The following is a 15,707-nucleotide window of genomic DNA, read 5'->3' as shown; positions in this document are numbered from 1 at the left end:
CTCCGCCTCCCTCCCGAACGCGCGGACCGCCAGGGCCGTTGGGTCATGGTAACCCCACGGTCCTGGCGGTCGATCGGAGCGCTACGCCTGCCCGCGCCTGCGGCGGCTCACGAAGGCCGCGCCGATCAGCAGGAGGATGGCACCCCATCCGGCGACGAGGAGGTAGTCACCGGCCGATCCGGTTGCCGCCAGTCCACCGGCGGTGGTGCTGGGGGCCGGAGCGGGCACCGACGTGAACGTCGGCTGAGGCGTCGTCGTCGGCTTCGGCGTGGGCGTCGGCGTGACGACGGGACCGGTCGGCTCGCCGGGGCCGGCCGGGTCGACCGGCTTGTTCACGACCACCTGGGAGCAGGCGGCGTCCGGCAGACCGGAGCAGGTGCCACCCGTCGTCGGCGGCTTCCACGGCCCCACCGGCGGCGTGCTGACGGTCGCGATGTTCGCGTACGTCCCCGCGGCGGCGAAGGTGAGCGTGACGTGGACGTCGATGGATGCGCCCTTCGCCAGCAGCGGGATCGCCCAGCTCACCACACCGCTGCCTTCGGTGCCGCCGTGGTCGGCGGAGACGAACGTCGACCCCTTCGGCAGCGTGTCCGTAATAGTGAAGGCGGTCGCGTCGAGCGCGCCCTGGTTGGTGACCGTGATGGTGTACTGGACCGCGTCCTTCTCCATGACGCTCAGCGCCTTGGCGGTCTTGGCGATCGACAGCGCCCCGAACTCGTAGGTGTTCGTGATCGTCGCGGTCTGGGCGGCGGGGACGGCACCCGCCTGCTCGGTGGAGAGCACGTGGACGGTGCCTCCCGCGATCGAGCGGTCCGCCTCGCCGTAGCTGCCTGGAGCCCCGTGCTCGGCGACCGTGCAGTCCGCGCCGAGCGGGATGCCGTCGATCCGTGCGGTGAGGCCGGTGGCCGTCGCGAGCGTGAGCTGCGCCGCCGCCCCGAGGTCGACGGGCGCACCGGCCACCGTGCAGGCGACATCGGCGACGAACTGCGCGGGGGCGGACGATGCCGCGGAGCCCGTGACGATCTTGTCGACCTGCAGCGGACCGGTGACGATGGTCACACCCGCCTTGACGGGAGCGCGGCGCACCGTGCCTCCACCGGTCAGTGCTGCGGTCGCACCGAACTGGTTCCACGCGAAGGAGGGGGCGGACGCCATCGAGACGGGCGCCCCATCCGGAGCTGCCGAGGTCGCCGGGCGGTTCACCGTGCGGTAGGTCGCACCGACGGTCGCGCCGGGGGCGAGGGTGCCCGCCGCCGTCGTGCTGAAGTCGAGCGTCACGCGGAGGCCGGTGACGGCCGACCAATCGCCCGTGAACGCGGTGGACGGCGTCCACTCGGAGGCCACGGGGTTGGCGGAACAGGTGGGGTCGCTCGGCCAGGCGGTCGCTCCCGCTCCGACGCAGACGTCGGGAGCAGTGGTGACCTCCCACGTCACGGTCGTGCCTGTCGGCGCGTCCGCCACCAGGCCGTAGCCCTGATCGAACACCGGCCGGTAGGTGGAGCCACGGGCGGCGCCCGTGGCGAGCATCCTGTCGCCCGGGGTCGGCAGCGGCTCGACGAACACGAGGGCGTCGTAGGTGACGGTGCCGCTGTTCATCGCACGCAGGCGCCACTGGTCGGTTCCGCCGACGACGGTGTTCGCCGCGCACGGCGAGACGAAGTATCCGTCGGCGTCCGGGGTGCAGGTGGCGGACGGGCTGGACGGGTTGACAGCACCGGAGACGATGCCGCCGACCACGTCGCCCTTCACGCCCTTGCTGGTGTACAGCGACGGGCCGGAGATCGGCTGGACGTAGTTGCTCGTGCCGCAGGCGGTCGCGGCGAGACCGGAGAGCGTGCCCTGCCCGTTGCCGGACGTGTTGGTGCACGCATCCAGAGTCTGTGCCGTCGTGACCGAGAAGCTGTTGACCGCCTGCTGCGAGCCGGTGAGGCCCGGCTGCAGCACGAGGTTCAGCTGCACGGTGAACCGCTCGCCGGGCGACATCCGCGCCCCGCCGGCCGGCCAGGAGAGCGCGAGCTCTCGCGTCGCGGTGTCGAAGCCGGTCGCCGGCGTCACGGAGAGCGTGCCTCCCGGCGTCGTGCCGAAGGTCGGCGCCTCGCCGTCCCAGGCCAGGGAGGCCGGGAGGGTGTCGACGAGTTTCGTCACGTCGACGAACCCGGTGCCGGTGTTGGCGAAGGTCAGCGTCCAGCCGCCCGGGTCGCCCACGCTCACGGTGTGGATGCCGTTCTCCGGCGTCTTCGACACGTCCAGGCTGTGCGTGCCGGTCAGGAGCGCGATGCTCGCGGTGGCGTCCGCCGTCCTGTCGGCGTACACGGCCGGGTTGTCCGTCCGGTGCGTGAGAGCCGTCACGGTGTCGTCCACGGTGCTCGGGAACACGGTCGGCGAACCGTCGACGGACGCATCCCGCAGCTGCACGTGCAGGATGGCCGTCGCGGTGAAGTTCGCCGGCACGGCGGTGCGGCTGAACAGGTCGCCGTCCGCCCTGCTGAACACGAACCGGATGCCCGTGATCTGGTCGAGCGCGGTGGTCGGCAGGGACGCGGTCGCGGCGGTCGTGCCCGCGATCCAGGTGGAGGTGCCGCCGGTCTGCACGTCGACGCGCACGCGGTCGGCGCCCGCCGGCAGCGTCACGTCGCCCGCGGAGAGGCCGGTGAGCGCGAAGCGGTTCCAGAACCCGGAGTCGGTGTCGGTCAGCGTCACCTGGTGCGTGGCGGCCGTCGCCTGACCCTGGGTCGCTGTGAGGGTGACCGCGACCGGCGTGTGCCTGTCCTTCTCCAGCACCGACGGCGCGGAGAAGCTCTTGGCGGCCGTCACGTCGAGCGTCGCGGTCGTGAGCGTCAGGCTCGCGGTGTCGCTGTCGTTCGGCTGCGAGCCCTGACCGCTCGGGTAGAGCACGGGGTCGTAGCCCTGCGCGAAGGCGGCGTTGTCGACCCGGAAGGCCTTCACCTCTGCCGACGCGTCGCTGCGCTGGGTCACCCTGACCTGCGTGCTCAGCGTCATCACGAGGTTCTGGCCGCTGACGATCGTGCCTCCTCCTGTCACGGGATTCGTGCCCTGGTAGACGACGCTGACGCCGACCACATCCAGCAGGTCGGCGGGCTGGAGCCCAGCCGCCTGGGTCATCGACACCCTCGTGGTACTGAGCGTGCCGTCGGACGCGCGGTGCCACAGCGTCACCTGCGAGGCGACCGGATCGACCTGGGCGGAGGGTGCCGTGAAGCGGATCCTGGTGAGGGTGAGCCGCTCGAACGGGTTGGCGGTGCTGTAGCTCGCGGCGGCGAACGGGTCGGCCGACCAGGCGTTCGCGGCGGAGAGGCAGGCGCCCATGGATCCGCTGTCGCACGGCGACGGGTCCGTCACCCTGATGTACGAGGCGCGGGCGGCGGCGGCGTTCTTCGCCGTGATGGTGAAGTCGTTGGTCGGGTATGCGGACGGGTCGACGTCGCCGGCCTTGGGCACGACCATCGTGGAGCGCTGGCTCGTCTTCGCGACGTCGACGAGCGGCGGCTGGTCGATCAGCGCGAGGTTGTCAGCGGCGTCGACGGGGCCGACCGGGGTTCCGTTGTGGACACCGGACGCCGAGCTGCGGTTCCAGATCGTGCCGGCCGTCGAGTCGTTGAGGAGCGTGTCCGCGGAGGCGAACGGATCACTCGCGGCGGAAGGGTCGCGGAGCAGGTTACGCAGCTGCCAGACCAGGCCGAAGCTGCGGGACTGGCCGAAGGCGACCGTGGCGATGCCCGAGCCGGCCGGTGGTGCGGCCGGGTCGGTCGCCGTCGCTCTGGCAGGGTCGTTCGGGATCACGGTGATGCGCACGCCGGTGGTGCCGCTGAGCTCCGCGGGGGTGAGCGCGTATCCCTTGAAGCCGGTGCCGTTCATCCAGGTTCCGCCGGGTGCAGGGACGAGGTTCCATGCGCCGTCGTGGTAGAGGCGGATCTCGCTGACCGCATCCCATTTGAGCAGGGGCTGCGACGCGAAGCTGACCGGTGCGATGCTGACGAGGTCGAACGCCTGGAACACGGTCTGCGCCGGGTCGGCCTCGTTCGACGCGGGGTCGGAGATGGTCACCGAGCTGTATCCGGTGTCCGTGACGCCCCAGGAGAGCACCGTGCCCGCCTGCTGGCCGGACTGCGACGGCAGTTCGGTGAGGTCACCGGTGAGGTCGGGCTTCGTCCACTTCTTGGCGGTGCCGAGCGAACCGGAGCCGCTCTGGCTCTGGATCGCGGCGGTGGCCGTCGCGGTCAGCACCGGGCTGACGACGGGCGGCGCTCCGGCGATGACGCCGGAGGCGTGCGAGCTCGCGAGGTTCTGAGAGGTGCTCTTCGGTCCGTTGGCGACCGACGTGGAGCCGCTACCGTCGCGGAGGGCGGCGCGCGCCTGCGCGGTGATGTTCGGGCTCACCGTCGTGCCCTGCCCGAATCCGGCCGGGTTGGCGAAGGTGAAGCGCAGCCCGGTGATGCTGCCGACGAGCCCGGTGGGGAGAGCGGCGCTGTAGTTCGTCGCCGCGGTGGTGGCATCGACCACGGTGAACACCGAGTAGGTGGCGCCCCCATCGGTCGAATACTCGACCGTCAGCGTCGAGCCGAGCGGCACCTGCGTCGGTGCGATGGCGATCGGGTTGAACGCGTTGAAGAAGTCGTCTGCACGGCCGGAGCGCCAAGTGTCGTCGACCACGATGGTGTTCGGACGCACGTACGCGGAGTCGGTGGAGGTCGTCGCCGGCAGCTTGGCCACGACCGTCGAGCCCGGCGAGACCGCGCCGGAGGGCGCGATGGACTTCGACAGCTTCAGCGAGATCTCCGGGAAGAAGACCTTGAGCGGCGCCGTCGCCGTCCTGTTCGCCGTTCCGGCGGGATTCGTGCCGGTGACCGTGACGGTGTTCGTCACGTCGGTGGGGCTGTCGTTCTGCGCGACGTAGTCGGCGGCGGGAGCGATCAGGAACTGCGCGCTGCCGATGGCACCGACGGCGACGGCCCCCGTGTACGCCAGCTCGAAGCCGGTGAGGTGGGCGCCGGTCGGTGCGGCGGGCGCGACAGGGGTGGCGCCGTCGGCGAACGGTGCGGACACGCTGCTGCCGTCCGAGAAGATCCAGACGACGGAGGCGCCGGTCGCGCCGGACGGGTATGACAGCGGGGCGGCGAAGCCGCCGAAGCCGAGCGACGCGGTGAAGAAGTCGCGGTCGCCGAGCGTCAGCGTGCTCAGCGGGCCGTTCGAGTCGTTCTTGCCGGTGATCGTGGCGGTCGCGGTCGTGCCTGCCGGGATGCGGCTCGGCGCGATGGTCTTGCCCGCGCTGACGAGCACCGTGAGGCCGCCGACGGTGAACGGAGCCTGCGCGGTCTTGGAGACCGGCGGCTTGCCGGGCACGGTGACGATGCCCGTGAACTTGTTGGTGACCGTCGCGCCGCCGACGAGCGAGGCGGCGGTGCTGCGGTTGACCGCGCGCTGTGCGACGGAGACGGCGACGCTGCCCGCTGCCCCGTTGGCCGCGAGCGTGGTGCCCGTGCTGCTCGAGTACGTGAAACGGAGACCGGCCACGTTCGCTGCTGCGACGCCGGAGGGGAGCTGGATGTCGGCCACCGCGGTGGGGGGACCCGTCTGCCACTTCCACGCGTGGGAACCGCTGTCGTACACATACGCGTCGACCTGCACGAGGTCGGCGCCCGCGGGCAGGGTGACGGCGCCGAAGCCCGCGAAGTCGACGATCGCGAACGGGTTGGCCGCGTCGAGGGAGGCCGCGCCGTCCTGCGCGACCGTCGGGTCCTGCACGGACAGCGTCGCGGCGGGGACGTTGGAGGTGTTCTGGCTGGTCAGCGTCACGGTCGAGGTCGCGCCGGGCGCGAACTGCTGGTTCGCCGGGGCCCAGGTCTTCCCGACCTTCTCGTCCACCGACACCGGGATGCTCACGGTCACGTCGGCCGAGCCGCTGTCGTCGGGGGCGGTGCTCGACGTGCCGAGCGCGGTGTTGGTGACCTTCACGCCGTTGTACGCCCAGTCCGGCGCGAGGTTCTGCGGCGCCTTGAGCGTCACCGTCACGCGGTACGTCCCTCCCGCGGGGATGCCGACGCCCCCGGCGACCTGCTCGGTGAAGAGCACGGTGAGCACGCACGAGGAGGTGACCGTGTTCGTGCATCCGGTCAGCGACTTGGTGAAGGGCTTCGAACTCGGGGAGACGCTCGTGTCCAGGATGCTGAACCCGGCGAACTCGGCGGGGAGTGCATCCACCAGCTTGGCGTCGAGGCAGTCGTTATCGTCGCAGCCCACCATCACGGTGTACGTGAACTCGGACCCGTTCGTCACCGCGACCGCCGCCTTGCCGTCGACGGACTTGTCGACGGACAGGGAGGCGGTCGCGGCGAACGCCGGCCCCGCCAGCACACTCCCGCCCACCAGGGCGACGACGAGTGCGACGGAGACGGCACCGAGGCGCTTCAGCCTGCTGAGGGCGAGAGCGCTGCTGTCTCGGTGCTTTGCTGTGGTGCTGAACGGAATGCGGGCATGACGGAAGGCACGACGAATCACAGAATCGGGTTTCTGAGTACGCGGAAGCCGGGTAAGCACGCGGTGAGCACGATCGGGTCAGCTCACACGGCGCGACCCCCGGTTCGGGTTCCGGGAGTTTCTTCCGCCCTTCATGTATATCCACTCAGGCGGGGTGGGTGGAAGCACCTTTGTACCCCACTTTATGGGTACAGTCCCCAAAAATGAGGACACCGCCGGGGCATAGCCCTGACGGTGTCCTCTGATCCGAGCGGTCGGTCAGTCGACCACCTTCACGTCCTTCCAGAACGCGACGTAGTTGCTGTAGTCGGAGCCGACGCGGTCGAACGAACTCGGGTACGGGTTCGGGTAGCTCCACGCGCGGTCTTGCAGGAGCGTGTCGCCGTCCTTCACGGAGAAGTACTGGCACTCGCCCTTCCAGGGACAGGTGTACGGGGTGTCGCTCTTCTCCAGCAGGTCGGCGTTGACGCTCGCCGGCGGGAAATACCAGTTGCCTTCGATGCGGACGAGCTCCGACTCGGGAGCCTCGGCGATCACGGTGTCGTTCAGAACAGCTTTCATGGGTTGAAACCTCCTGCTGGGGCGAACGCGGCGCGGGGACGGATCATTCCGTGCCTGACGGGCCTCGCAGGATCGTCACGTCGTTCACGGTGTCCACATGGCCGGCCGGGGCGATCTCCGCGGGCGTCCTGCCTGATGCAACGTGCTCCTGACCGGACGCCGACGCGGTGAGCAGGTGCGCGACGGCGCCGCGCAGACCGGTGAACGCGGCACACGCCGCCGCGGCCTCCGGAGAGCTGTAGTCGATGCCGACGGCGGCGAGCGCATCCACGATCGCCCCTGCCGCGAGCTGGTCCTCGACGGCGAACCGCACGTCACCGGATGCGGTGGTCCCTCCCGCTGCGACGATCGCGACCATCGCGCGGCGGCCGAGCCGCACCTGCTCGGCGATGATCCACGCGGCGACGGCCGAAGCGGTGGTCAGGCCGCCGGCGACGACCGCGGCGGACTCGGGGATGTGGGGCAGCGCATCCCGTGCTGTCGCGTGCTGGTCGGCGCCCACCGGAGGGAGCACGTCGACCCAGACCACGATGTCGGCGTCGGAAGCGACCGTGGCGAGGCCGTCGTGCGCCCAGTCGAAGCGGAGCTGGTACTTGGCCTGCGCGTGGGCGGGGGATGCGGTGGTTGCGGCGGTAGTGGTGGTGGCTGTGGATGCGGTGGCGTGCTCGGTCACCGGGACATCGTAGCCCGGCGCGCGAGCGGTTTCGCGTGTGGGTCGTCCGGTGACGGACGGCGCATCTGACGGCGGATCAGCTCGAAGTCGTGGCGGGTGATCTCGATCAGCCCACGGCGCAGCTGGTAGCCCCAATCCGGCTTGTCCCTGGTGAAGTCGAGCACGGGCAGCAGGGGCCGGATGGGCGTCGCCTCCGCCTCGTGCTCCCAGTCGACGCGACGGCGCCACGGCTTGAAATCGCCGGCGGGACCGCGCATCGACGGACCCTGGGTGGTCTGGTAGACGTCGTCGTCCGCGATGCGGCCGATCGCGGTGAACTGCTTGAGCGGCTCGCCGTCCGGGAACGTGGTCTTGGGCGAGTAGTAGACGAAGCCGTCCGCCGCGCTCATGCGTTCGAGCGGCGCCTTGGCCCCGTGGTTGACCTGCGCGATGCCTGCGGCGACCCCGCGGAGCACATGGTCCTGCTGCACCACTCCCAGCCAGTACCGGATCGCCATGCTCCAGTTGTAGCGCACACCTCCGTCAGAGCCGCGATCAGCCGCGCACAGCCGCTCACACCGGCGACTTATCCACAGATTCTGTGCCTCGCTCGACGGGCGGGAGGCGCTCCCGCGAGACTGGCACGGAAGAAAACCTCCGCCGATGTCGATTCCGGGCCCGGTCGCTCGACGTGGAGGTGAGGGGCGCAATCGCCCACGGCACACGGCGGGGAATCGCCGGTCAGAGAAAGAGACAGCCATGAAGTACATGCTCATCCTCACAGCGGACGAGACGACGGAAGCGGGCGGCACCCCCAGCGAGGACGACCTCAACGCGATGGGCGCTTACAACGACGAGCTGGTCAAGGCGGGCGTGCTGCTCGCTGGCGAAGGTCTGCACCCCAGTTCGGAAGGCGCGCGCGTCGAGTACGCGGGCGACGAGCGCACGGTCGTCGACGGACCGTTCACCGAGAGCAAGGAGCTCATCGCCGGGTTCTGGATCATCCAGACGGCGAGCAGAGAAGAGGCGCTCGAATGGGCGCGCCGCATCCCGCTCACCACGGGCAGCGTGCAGGTGCGCAAGGTGTTCGACGTTGCCGAGTTCGACCAGGACAACGTCTACGTGCAGAAGGAGAAGGCCTGGCGCGAGGCCGGCGGAGAGCCCAGGACGGCGTAACGGGATGGGGGATGTGGGCGGCGAGGCGGCGCGCACCGTCGAGGCGGTGTGGCGGATCGAGTCGGGCAAGCTGGTAGCCGTGCTCACCCGGCTGGTCGGCGACGTTGGCTTGGCCGAGGAGCTGGCCCAGGATGCGCTGGTCGCCGCCCTGGAGCAGTGGCCGCAGTCCGGCGTGCCTCGCAACGCCGGAGCCTGGCTCACCGCCGTCGCCAAGCGCAGGGCGATCGACGGCTGGCGCAGGCAGGAGCGCCTGGGCGACAGGTACGCGCAGCTCGCCCACGATCTGGAGACGGAGCGCGGTGCAGACGATCCGGCCCTGCTCGCCGAGGAGACCATCGACGACGACCTGCTCCGGCTCGTCTTCATCTCCTGCCACCCCGTCCTCACCAAGCCGTCGAGGGTGGCGCTCACCCTCAAGCTGCTCGGCGGCCTGTCCACCGACGAGATCGCCCGCGCCTACCTCGTGCCGCCGCCCACCATCGCGCAGAGGATCGTCCGCGCAAAACGCACCCTCAGCGCCGCGCGGGTTCCGTTCGAGGTGCCGGACAGGTCCGAGTTCGCGGCCAGGCTCGGTTCCGTCCTCGAAGTGATCTACCTGATCTTCAACGAGGGCTATGCGGCGACGGCCGGAGACGACTGGATGCGCCCCAGTCTCTGCCAGGAAGCCCTCCGGCTCGGCCGCGTCCTCGCCGAGCTCACCCCGCGCGAGCCCGAGGTGCACGGGCTGGTGGCGCTGATGGAGTTCCAGGCGTCCCGGCTCGGCGCCCGCACCACCCCCGCCGGCGAGCCCGTGCTGCTGCAGGACCAGGACAGGTCGAAATGGGATCGCATCCTGATCACCAGGGGCGTCGAGGCACTGCGTCGCTCCGAGCGCCTGGACCGCGGCCGCGGGCCGTACGCCCTGCAGGCCGCCATCGCCGCCTGTCACGCCACGGCGCCGACAGCGGAGGCGACCGACTGGGAGGAGATCGTCGCGATCTACGGAGCGCTCGCCGAGCTGCAGCCGAATGCGGTGGTTGAGCTGAACAGGGCGGTGGCGCTGTCGATGGCGTATGGACCGGAGGCAGGCCTGGACGTGGTCGACCGGCTCGTGATCGACGGGGCGCTCAGCAGCTACCACCTCCTGCCGACGGTGCGGGCCGACCTGCTCTTCCGCCTCGGGCGGCTCGCGGAGGCCGAGCGGGAGTTCGAGCGGGCGGCGGCGCTCACCGGGAACGAGCGCGAGCGGACGCTGCTGCTGGCGCGGGCGGAGGAGTGCCGACGCGGCAAAGGGTGAGAGCCGAGGGGTGAGACGCGCGCGGGATGCGCGACACTGGGGAGATGAGGGTCCTGCTGAAGTTCCTCCTCGATTGCGATCCGGATGCGGCCTGGCGCGCACTGCAGAGTCCGACGGCGTTCCGCGAGGTCGCCCTGCCGTGGGTCGACTTCCGCTCGGACGAGCCTGCCGGGTTCCCCACCGTGTGGGGGAACGGCGAGCACCGCGTGGCCGTGCGGGCCTTCGGGGCGTTCACCGTCGGCACCCAGGCGATCCGGCTCAGCATCAGCGAGGTGGGTGATGCCGCTGCATCGGTGGGCGGCGATGCCGCCGCGCCGGTGCGCATCCTGAGGGACACCGGTGGCGGCACGGGCGGGCTGCTCTCCGCCATGCCGCACCTCGACCACCGGATGGCCATCGCTCCCGACCCGGCAGGGCCGGACGCGGACGGTCGGCTGAAGACGCTCTACCGGGATCAGCTGATCGTGAAGGCCGGGGTGCTCACCCCGCTGGCCTGGTACACGATGTGGGCGTTCTGGCAGTGGAGAGGGATGCGGCTGCGACAACTCGCGCCGACGTGGGCGTACGACCCGCCGGCGCGAGAAAATGAGGCGTCGGAAGGTCCGGCGGCAGAGCGGGAGGAACAGGCATGACGATCGAGACACCGCAGGCGGCGAAAGCCGTCACCGCCGTGCAGACGGCCGACTGGCGGCGGCGCGTGTTCGGGATGTACGCGTCCGTGCGCAGGATGGCGGCGACCGACCCCGCCACGGCTCACGCCCACTGGATCTCCTGCCGCAACGACCTGTTCTCCTCGCATCCGGCCACTCCCCTGCTGCCGGAGGACAGGGACACGTTCACCGGGCTCCCCGTCGTCCCGTACGACCCGGAATGGCGGTTCGAGCTGCCGATCATCCCCGCCGAGGAGCCGCGGAGGATGGATGTGGAGACCGGCACGGACGGCGTCGTGCCGTTCGAGCTGCTCGGCGCCGTGCACGTGCCGTTCGCCGGGTCGCTCGACGTGTGGCGGCTGTCGTCGTACGGCGGAGGGATCTTCGTCCCGGTGAAAGACGCGCTCGCCGGAAAGCCGGGAGGCACGTACGGCGGAGGGCGCTACCTGATCGACACCGTCAAGGGCGCCGACCTGGGGATCGACGCCGACGACGAGGCCACCCTGGTGCTCGACTTCAACTTCGCGTACAACCCGTCCTGCGCGTACGACCCGGCGTGGGCGTGCCCGCTCGCGCAGGCGGGGAACACCCTCGCGGTCGAGGTCCCGGTCGGCGAGCGGTACACCGGCGAGCACTGAGCGGCCGGGCGCCGCCGACTACGCCCGCGTCACCAGCGTGAGCCGTTGTGTCGGGCGCGTCATCGCCACGTACAGCGACGCAGCGCCGCGCGGGGTTTCGCCGGCCAGCGCATCCGGGTCGGCCAGCACCACCGCGTCGAACTCCAGGCCCTTCGCCTCGTAACCGGTGAGCACCGCGATCGGCTTCGACAGCCCGGCCGCCCCTCTGGCCGCCTCGTCGCCGAAGCGGCGCGTGACCGCGTCGGCCACCGCATCCACCGTCGTCGACGTCGCGATCACCGCCACCGTGCCGGAGGCGTCGATGCCGCGGTCGTGCCCGACCGCGTCCGCGACAGCGTCCGGGAGCGCGTCGGCCGCGGCGGCCACCCTGCGGATCGGCCAGTCGCCCTCGCGCACAGCGCGCGTCGGTGTGATCGGCAGACCGGCCTGCGTCGCCAGCGCCTCCGCCTCCCGCGTGATCTGCGCGGGGGTGCGGTAGTTGACCGTCAGCTCCTCCAGGCGCCACGCGTCCTTGAACGACGGGCGCAGCGCCTCGTCCCAGCTCGTCGCACCGGCGGCCGATGCCACCTGGGCGATGTCGCCGACGATCGTGAACGACTTCATCGGGCAGCGCCGCACCAGCATCCGCCACTGCATCGGAGACAGCTCCTGCGCCTCATCCACCACCACGTGTCCGTACGTCCACAGCCGGTCGGCCTCCGCGCGCTCGGCCGTCGTGCCGGTGTCCTCGCGTTCGGCGAAACCGTCGGCCAGCTGCTCCGCGTTCACGAGGCCCTGCACCCCCATGTTCCGGATGGCCGCCTTCGCGTTCTCCACATCCCGCTTCCTCTGCCGCTCCCGCTCGCGCGCTCCGGCATCCGGACGCCCGGGGAAGTCGCCGAGCAGGTCGGCCGCCTCGTCGAGCAGGGGAACGTCCGACACCGTGAACCGGCCGGTGCGCTCGCGGAACAGGGCGGCCCGCTGCGCGTCGGACCAGCGCGGCGTCAGCTCGGCGAGCCAGGCAGGCCGGGAGTACAGGTCTTCGAGGAACTTCTGCGGGGTGAGCGGCAGCCAGGCGGTGTTGAGCAGCACCCGCACGTCGTACGACGTGCGCAGGTCTTCCCGAAGCACCTTGAGGTCGGCATCGTCGATGGTCGAGCCGCCAGCCCTCAACTGCGCGGCCAGCAGCTCGACGAGCTCGCCGAGCGCGTGCTTCACGAACGTGACCCTCGCCACGTTGTGCGCCTTGCCCGTGCGCTGGGCCCGGGAGATCGCGCGCTGGATCAGCTCGGGCTGCACGGTCAGCCGCTCGTTGTCGACCAGCACCACCTGCTCGGCGTCCGGCGCTTTCTGCCGGGAGCGCACAGCACGCGACAGCAGCCGCACCATCTGCACGGAGCCCTTCAGCTTCGCAGCCTCCGGCTCGTCGTCGCCGCTCGCCTCCACGCCGGGGAACATGTCGCCGAGGGTGCGCAGCACCACTCCCGTCTCACCGAGCGACGGGAGCACCGCCTCGATGTAGCGCAGGAACGCGGGAGACGGACCGACGACGAGCACACCGGATGCGCTCAGCCGCTGCCGGTTCGCGTACAGCAGGAACGCTGCCCGGTGCAGAGCCACTGCCGTCTTGCCCGTGCCAGGGCCGCCCTGCACCACGAGGGCCCCGCGCAGGTCCGACCGGATGATGCGGTCCTGCTCCGCCTGGATGGTCGCGACGATGTCGTGCATCCGGCCGGTGCGCTGGGCGGTGAGCGCAGCGAGCAGCGCGCCCTCCCCCTGCACCTGCCCGCTGTCCGCGTCCTCCCCGTCGAGCAGCGCCTCGTCGAACACCTCGTCGTCGACGCGGACCACCTCGCGGCCCGTCATCGTCAGGTGCCGTCTGGCGCGGACGCCCATCCGCTCGTTCGCCGTCGCCTGGTAGAAGGCGCTGGCCTGCTGGGCGCGCCAGTCCACGAGCAGCGACCGCTGCTCGTCGTCGCGCAGCCCGATGCGGCCGATGTAGCGGTGGGCGGTGCCGTCGACCGGCTGTTCGAGCAGCAGCCTGCCGAAGACCAGGCGGGAGTCGACCTCGCGCAGCTGGGTCAGCTGGTCTTCGTAGAGCCTCGCGAACGCATCCCGCTCGCTCCGCGCCTGGTGGTTGCTCCCGACGCTCTCACGCCGCACACGGGTGAGCCGATCCTCGGTTTCCGCTCGGAGCGCATCCAGTCGCTCATACAGTCCGGAGACCACGGCGCGCTCACGTTCGAGTTCCGTTTCCTGCACGCAGACCACCCTCTCGATTCGGGCCGATAGTCTACTTCCTCCGGCCGGGAAGTCGCCTGTGCCGAGTTCCCAGCCTGATCCGGTAGGCTTTCAGTACTTGCGAGTCCGTGTCGGACTCCCTGCGTCGCAGAACGCACCACGCACAGCGCCGGGCATCAGCCCCGCCTGCGTCACTTTCTACGGCGAACGATCGTGCCGCTCGGCACCTTCGCCACTACTGCCCCGAACCCGCATCGACAGGATGCGCGGGGTCCTGATGCCCGAAAGGCACCACCTTTGTCTCAGAACACTTTCGCCGGTCTCGGCGTGCCCGCCCCTCTCGTCGCCGTGCTCGCAGCCGACGGCAAGACCGAGCCGTTCCCGATCCAGGCAGACACCCTGCCGGACACCCTGGCCGGCCGCGACGTGCTCGGCCGCGGCAAGACCGGGTCCGGCAAGACCATCGCCTTCGCCCTGCCGATGGCCGCGCGCCTCGGCACCAAGCTCGCCGGCGGCAAGCGTCGCGCCGGCCGTCCCCTCGGCCTCGTCCTCGCCCCCACCCGCGAGCTCGCCACCCAGATCTCCGCCACGATGCAGCCGCTCGCCGACGCGTACGGCCTGAAGACCACCACGATCTTCGGCGGCGTCTCCCAGCAGCGCCAGGTCGCAGCCCTGAAGGACGGCGTCGACATCGTCGTCGCCTGCCCCGGCCGCCTCGAAGACCTGATGAAGCAGGGCTTCGTCTCCCTCGACGCCGTCGAGATCACCGTGCTCGACGAGGCCGACCACATGGCCGACCTCGGCTTCCTGCCGGTCGTCACGCGCATCCTGGACAAGACGCCCACCGGCGGCCAGCGCCTGCTGTTCTCGGCGACGCTCGACAACGGCGTGGACAAGATCGTCAAGAAGTTCCTCAGCAACGAGGTGCTGCACTCGGTCGACGACGCGAACAGCCACGTGGATGCGATGACCCACCACGTCTTCGAGGTCGACTCCCTCGAAGCCAAGAAGGACCTGGTCGAGAAGCTCGCGTCCGGCGCCAGCCGCCGCATCCTGTTCACCAGGACCAAGCACCACGCCAAGAAGCTGGCCAAGCAGCTGACCGCATCCGGGATCCCGGCGGTCGACCTGCACGGCAACCTGTCGCAGGTGGCCCGCGACCGCAACCTCGCCGCGTTCGGCGCAGGGGATGTGCGCGTGCTCGTCGCGACGGACGTCGCGGCCCGCGGTGTGCACGTCGACAACGTCGAGCTGGTCGTGCACGTCGACCCGCCGATGGAGCACAAGGCGTACCTGCACCGCTCCGGCCGCACGGCCCGTGCCGGCAGCTCGGGCGACGTGGTGACGGTCATGCTGTCGTCGCAGAAGTCCGACGTGAAGACGCTGCTGCGCAAGGCGGCGATCGACGCGGCGCCCCAGGCGGTCACCGCGACTTCGGCCGCTGTGGTCACGCTCGTCGGCGAGACGGCCGCGTACGTGAAGCCTGCTCCGAAGGAAGCCGTGCAGCAGCAGCGCGGCGGCGGCCAGTCGCAGGGAGCGAACGCGCAGCGCAAGCGCGCCCAGCGCGACGGCTCGGGAGCTGACGGCGAGCGCGGCGGTCGTGGCGGCGGTCGTGGTCGTGGCGGACGCGGCGGCGACGCTGCACGCGGCGACGGCGGACGCGGACGCGACGGCGGCCAGGGCCGCGACGGCCAGGCTCGCGACGGCCAGGCTCGCGACGGGCGCGCATCCGGTGAGGCCGGGCGTCCGCGCCGCGACCGCTCAGGACGCCCGGCCGGCGCAGGCCGCGGAGCCGCAGCGACCACGTCGCACGGTTCCGGCTCGGCCTCGGCCGGCGGCCAGCGCAGCGGCGGCTCCGGCAACGGCGGCCAGCGCTCCGGTGGTTCCGGCAACGGCGGCCAGCGCTCCGGCAACGGCGGCGGCCTGCGCGTCGGCAGCCTCGTCGGCGGCAGCACCCAGCGCGGCAACGGCCCGCGCCGCGCGCGCGGCTAGTCCGCGGCTAGTCCCACCAACCCCTCATCACTCGAGCCCAGGGTTCT

At 71.1% G+C, this 15,707-nt stretch carries 10 protein-coding genes; 5 read left to right on the top strand and 5 right to left on the bottom strand.

The genetic code is table 11. The annotated features are described in order from the left end of the window. Positions 1 to 81: 81 nt before the first annotated feature. The 4 genes from AC1ROC_RS18120 to AC1ROC_RS18105 all read right to left on the bottom strand — a co-directional run bounded on the left by AC1ROC_RS18120 (position 82) and on the right by AC1ROC_RS18105 (position 8,226). Positions 82 to 6,516 carry a DUF5979 domain-containing protein gene (locus AC1ROC_RS18120; protein ID WP_493001795.1) on the bottom strand — a complete coding sequence of 2,145 codons (6,435 nt, stop codon included), beginning with the start codon at positions 6,514 to 6,516 and terminating at the stop codon, positions 82 to 84. Between the two features lie 237 nt (positions 6,517 to 6,753). Then, positions 6,754 to 7,056: a DUF427 domain-containing protein gene (locus AC1ROC_RS18115; protein WP_168690074.1), complete on the bottom strand. Its 303-nt coding sequence runs from the start codon at positions 7,054 to 7,056 to the stop codon at positions 6,754 to 6,756. A gap of 43 nt (positions 7,057 to 7,099) precedes the next feature. Beyond that, positions 7,100 to 7,729, bottom strand: coding sequence for a 2-phosphosulfolactate phosphatase (locus tag AC1ROC_RS18110; protein ID WP_493001794.1), 630 nt, complete (start codon positions 7,727 to 7,729; stop codon positions 7,100 to 7,102). Further along, positions 7,726 to 8,226 carry an EVE domain-containing protein gene (locus tag AC1ROC_RS18105; RefSeq protein ID WP_434949411.1) on the bottom strand — a complete coding sequence of 167 codons (501 nt, stop codon included), beginning with the start codon at positions 8,224 to 8,226 and terminating at the stop codon, positions 7,726 to 7,728. Before AC1ROC_RS18105 ends, AC1ROC_RS18110 begins: the two co-directional genes overlap by 4 nt. A gap of 241 nt (positions 8,227 to 8,467) precedes the next feature. Between AC1ROC_RS18105 and AC1ROC_RS18100 the strand changes: the two genes are divergently transcribed. The 4 genes from AC1ROC_RS18100 to AC1ROC_RS18085 are packed head-to-tail and all read left to right on the top strand — an operon-like array spanning position 8,468 to position 11,448. Then, positions 8,468 to 8,884 (top strand): YciI family protein, encoded by a 417-nt coding sequence (locus tag AC1ROC_RS18100; protein WP_085368856.1) that lies wholly within the window; start codon positions 8,468 to 8,470, stop codon positions 8,882 to 8,884. 4 nt (positions 8,885 to 8,888) lie between these two features. Next, positions 8,889 to 10,160 (top strand): RNA polymerase sigma factor, encoded by a 1,272-nt coding sequence (locus AC1ROC_RS18095; protein ID WP_434949412.1) that lies wholly within the window; start codon positions 8,889 to 8,891, stop codon positions 10,158 to 10,160. Between the two features lie 44 nt (positions 10,161 to 10,204). Then, positions 10,205 to 10,792: a hypothetical protein gene (locus tag AC1ROC_RS18090; RefSeq protein ID WP_493001793.1), complete on the top strand. Its 588-nt coding sequence runs from the start codon at positions 10,205 to 10,207 to the stop codon at positions 10,790 to 10,792. Further along, positions 10,789 to 11,448, top strand: a complete 660-nt coding sequence (locus AC1ROC_RS18085) for a DUF1684 domain-containing protein (RefSeq protein ID WP_493001792.1) — start codon at positions 10,789 to 10,791, stop codon at positions 11,446 to 11,448. The genes AC1ROC_RS18090 and AC1ROC_RS18085 overlap by 4 nt, the downstream gene beginning before the upstream one ends. A gap of 18 nt (positions 11,449 to 11,466) precedes the next feature. Here AC1ROC_RS18085 and AC1ROC_RS18080 read toward each other — a convergent pair whose 3' ends face one another. Then, positions 11,467 to 13,689 (bottom strand): HelD family protein, encoded by a 2,223-nt coding sequence (locus AC1ROC_RS18080; RefSeq protein WP_493001791.1) that lies wholly within the window; start codon positions 13,687 to 13,689, stop codon positions 11,467 to 11,469. 276 nt (positions 13,690 to 13,965) lie between these two features. Here AC1ROC_RS18080 and AC1ROC_RS18075 point away from each other — a divergent pair, with 276 nt between their 5' ends. Further along, positions 13,966 to 15,660, top strand: coding sequence for a DEAD/DEAH box helicase (locus tag AC1ROC_RS18075; RefSeq protein ID WP_434949415.1), 1,695 nt, complete (start codon positions 13,966 to 13,968; stop codon positions 15,658 to 15,660). Positions 15,661 to 15,707 lie beyond the last annotated feature (47 nt).

The organism is Leifsonia sp. GW821-FHT13C05, assembly GCF_058806515.1.
The sequence above is the reverse complement of the archived record's forward strand: the minus strand, read 5'-3'. Positions and strand labels throughout refer to the sequence as shown.

What these genes read in the sequence shown, in the direction of transcription:
- AC1ROC_RS18100 (WP_085368856.1), top strand. Translation starts at nt 8,468, where the DNA reads ATGAAGTACATGCTCATCCTCACAGCGGACGAGACGACGGAAGCGGGC.
- AC1ROC_RS18105 (WP_434949411.1), bottom strand. Translation starts at nt 8,226, where the DNA reads ATGGCGATCCGGTACTGGCTGGGAGTGGTGCAGCAGGACCATGTGCTC.
- AC1ROC_RS18115 (WP_168690074.1), bottom strand. Translation starts at nt 7,056, where the DNA reads ATGAAAGCTGTTCTGAACGACACCGTGATCGCCGAGGCTCCCGAGTCG.
- AC1ROC_RS18090 (WP_493001793.1), top strand. Translation starts at nt 10,205, where the DNA reads ATGAGGGTCCTGCTGAAGTTCCTCCTCGATTGCGATCCGGATGCGGCC.
- AC1ROC_RS18095 (WP_434949412.1), top strand. Translation starts at nt 8,889, where the DNA reads ATGGGGGATGTGGGCGGCGAGGCGGCGCGCACCGTCGAGGCGGTGTGG.
- AC1ROC_RS18085 (WP_493001792.1), top strand. Translation starts at nt 10,789, where the DNA reads ATGACGATCGAGACACCGCAGGCGGCGAAAGCCGTCACCGCCGTGCAG.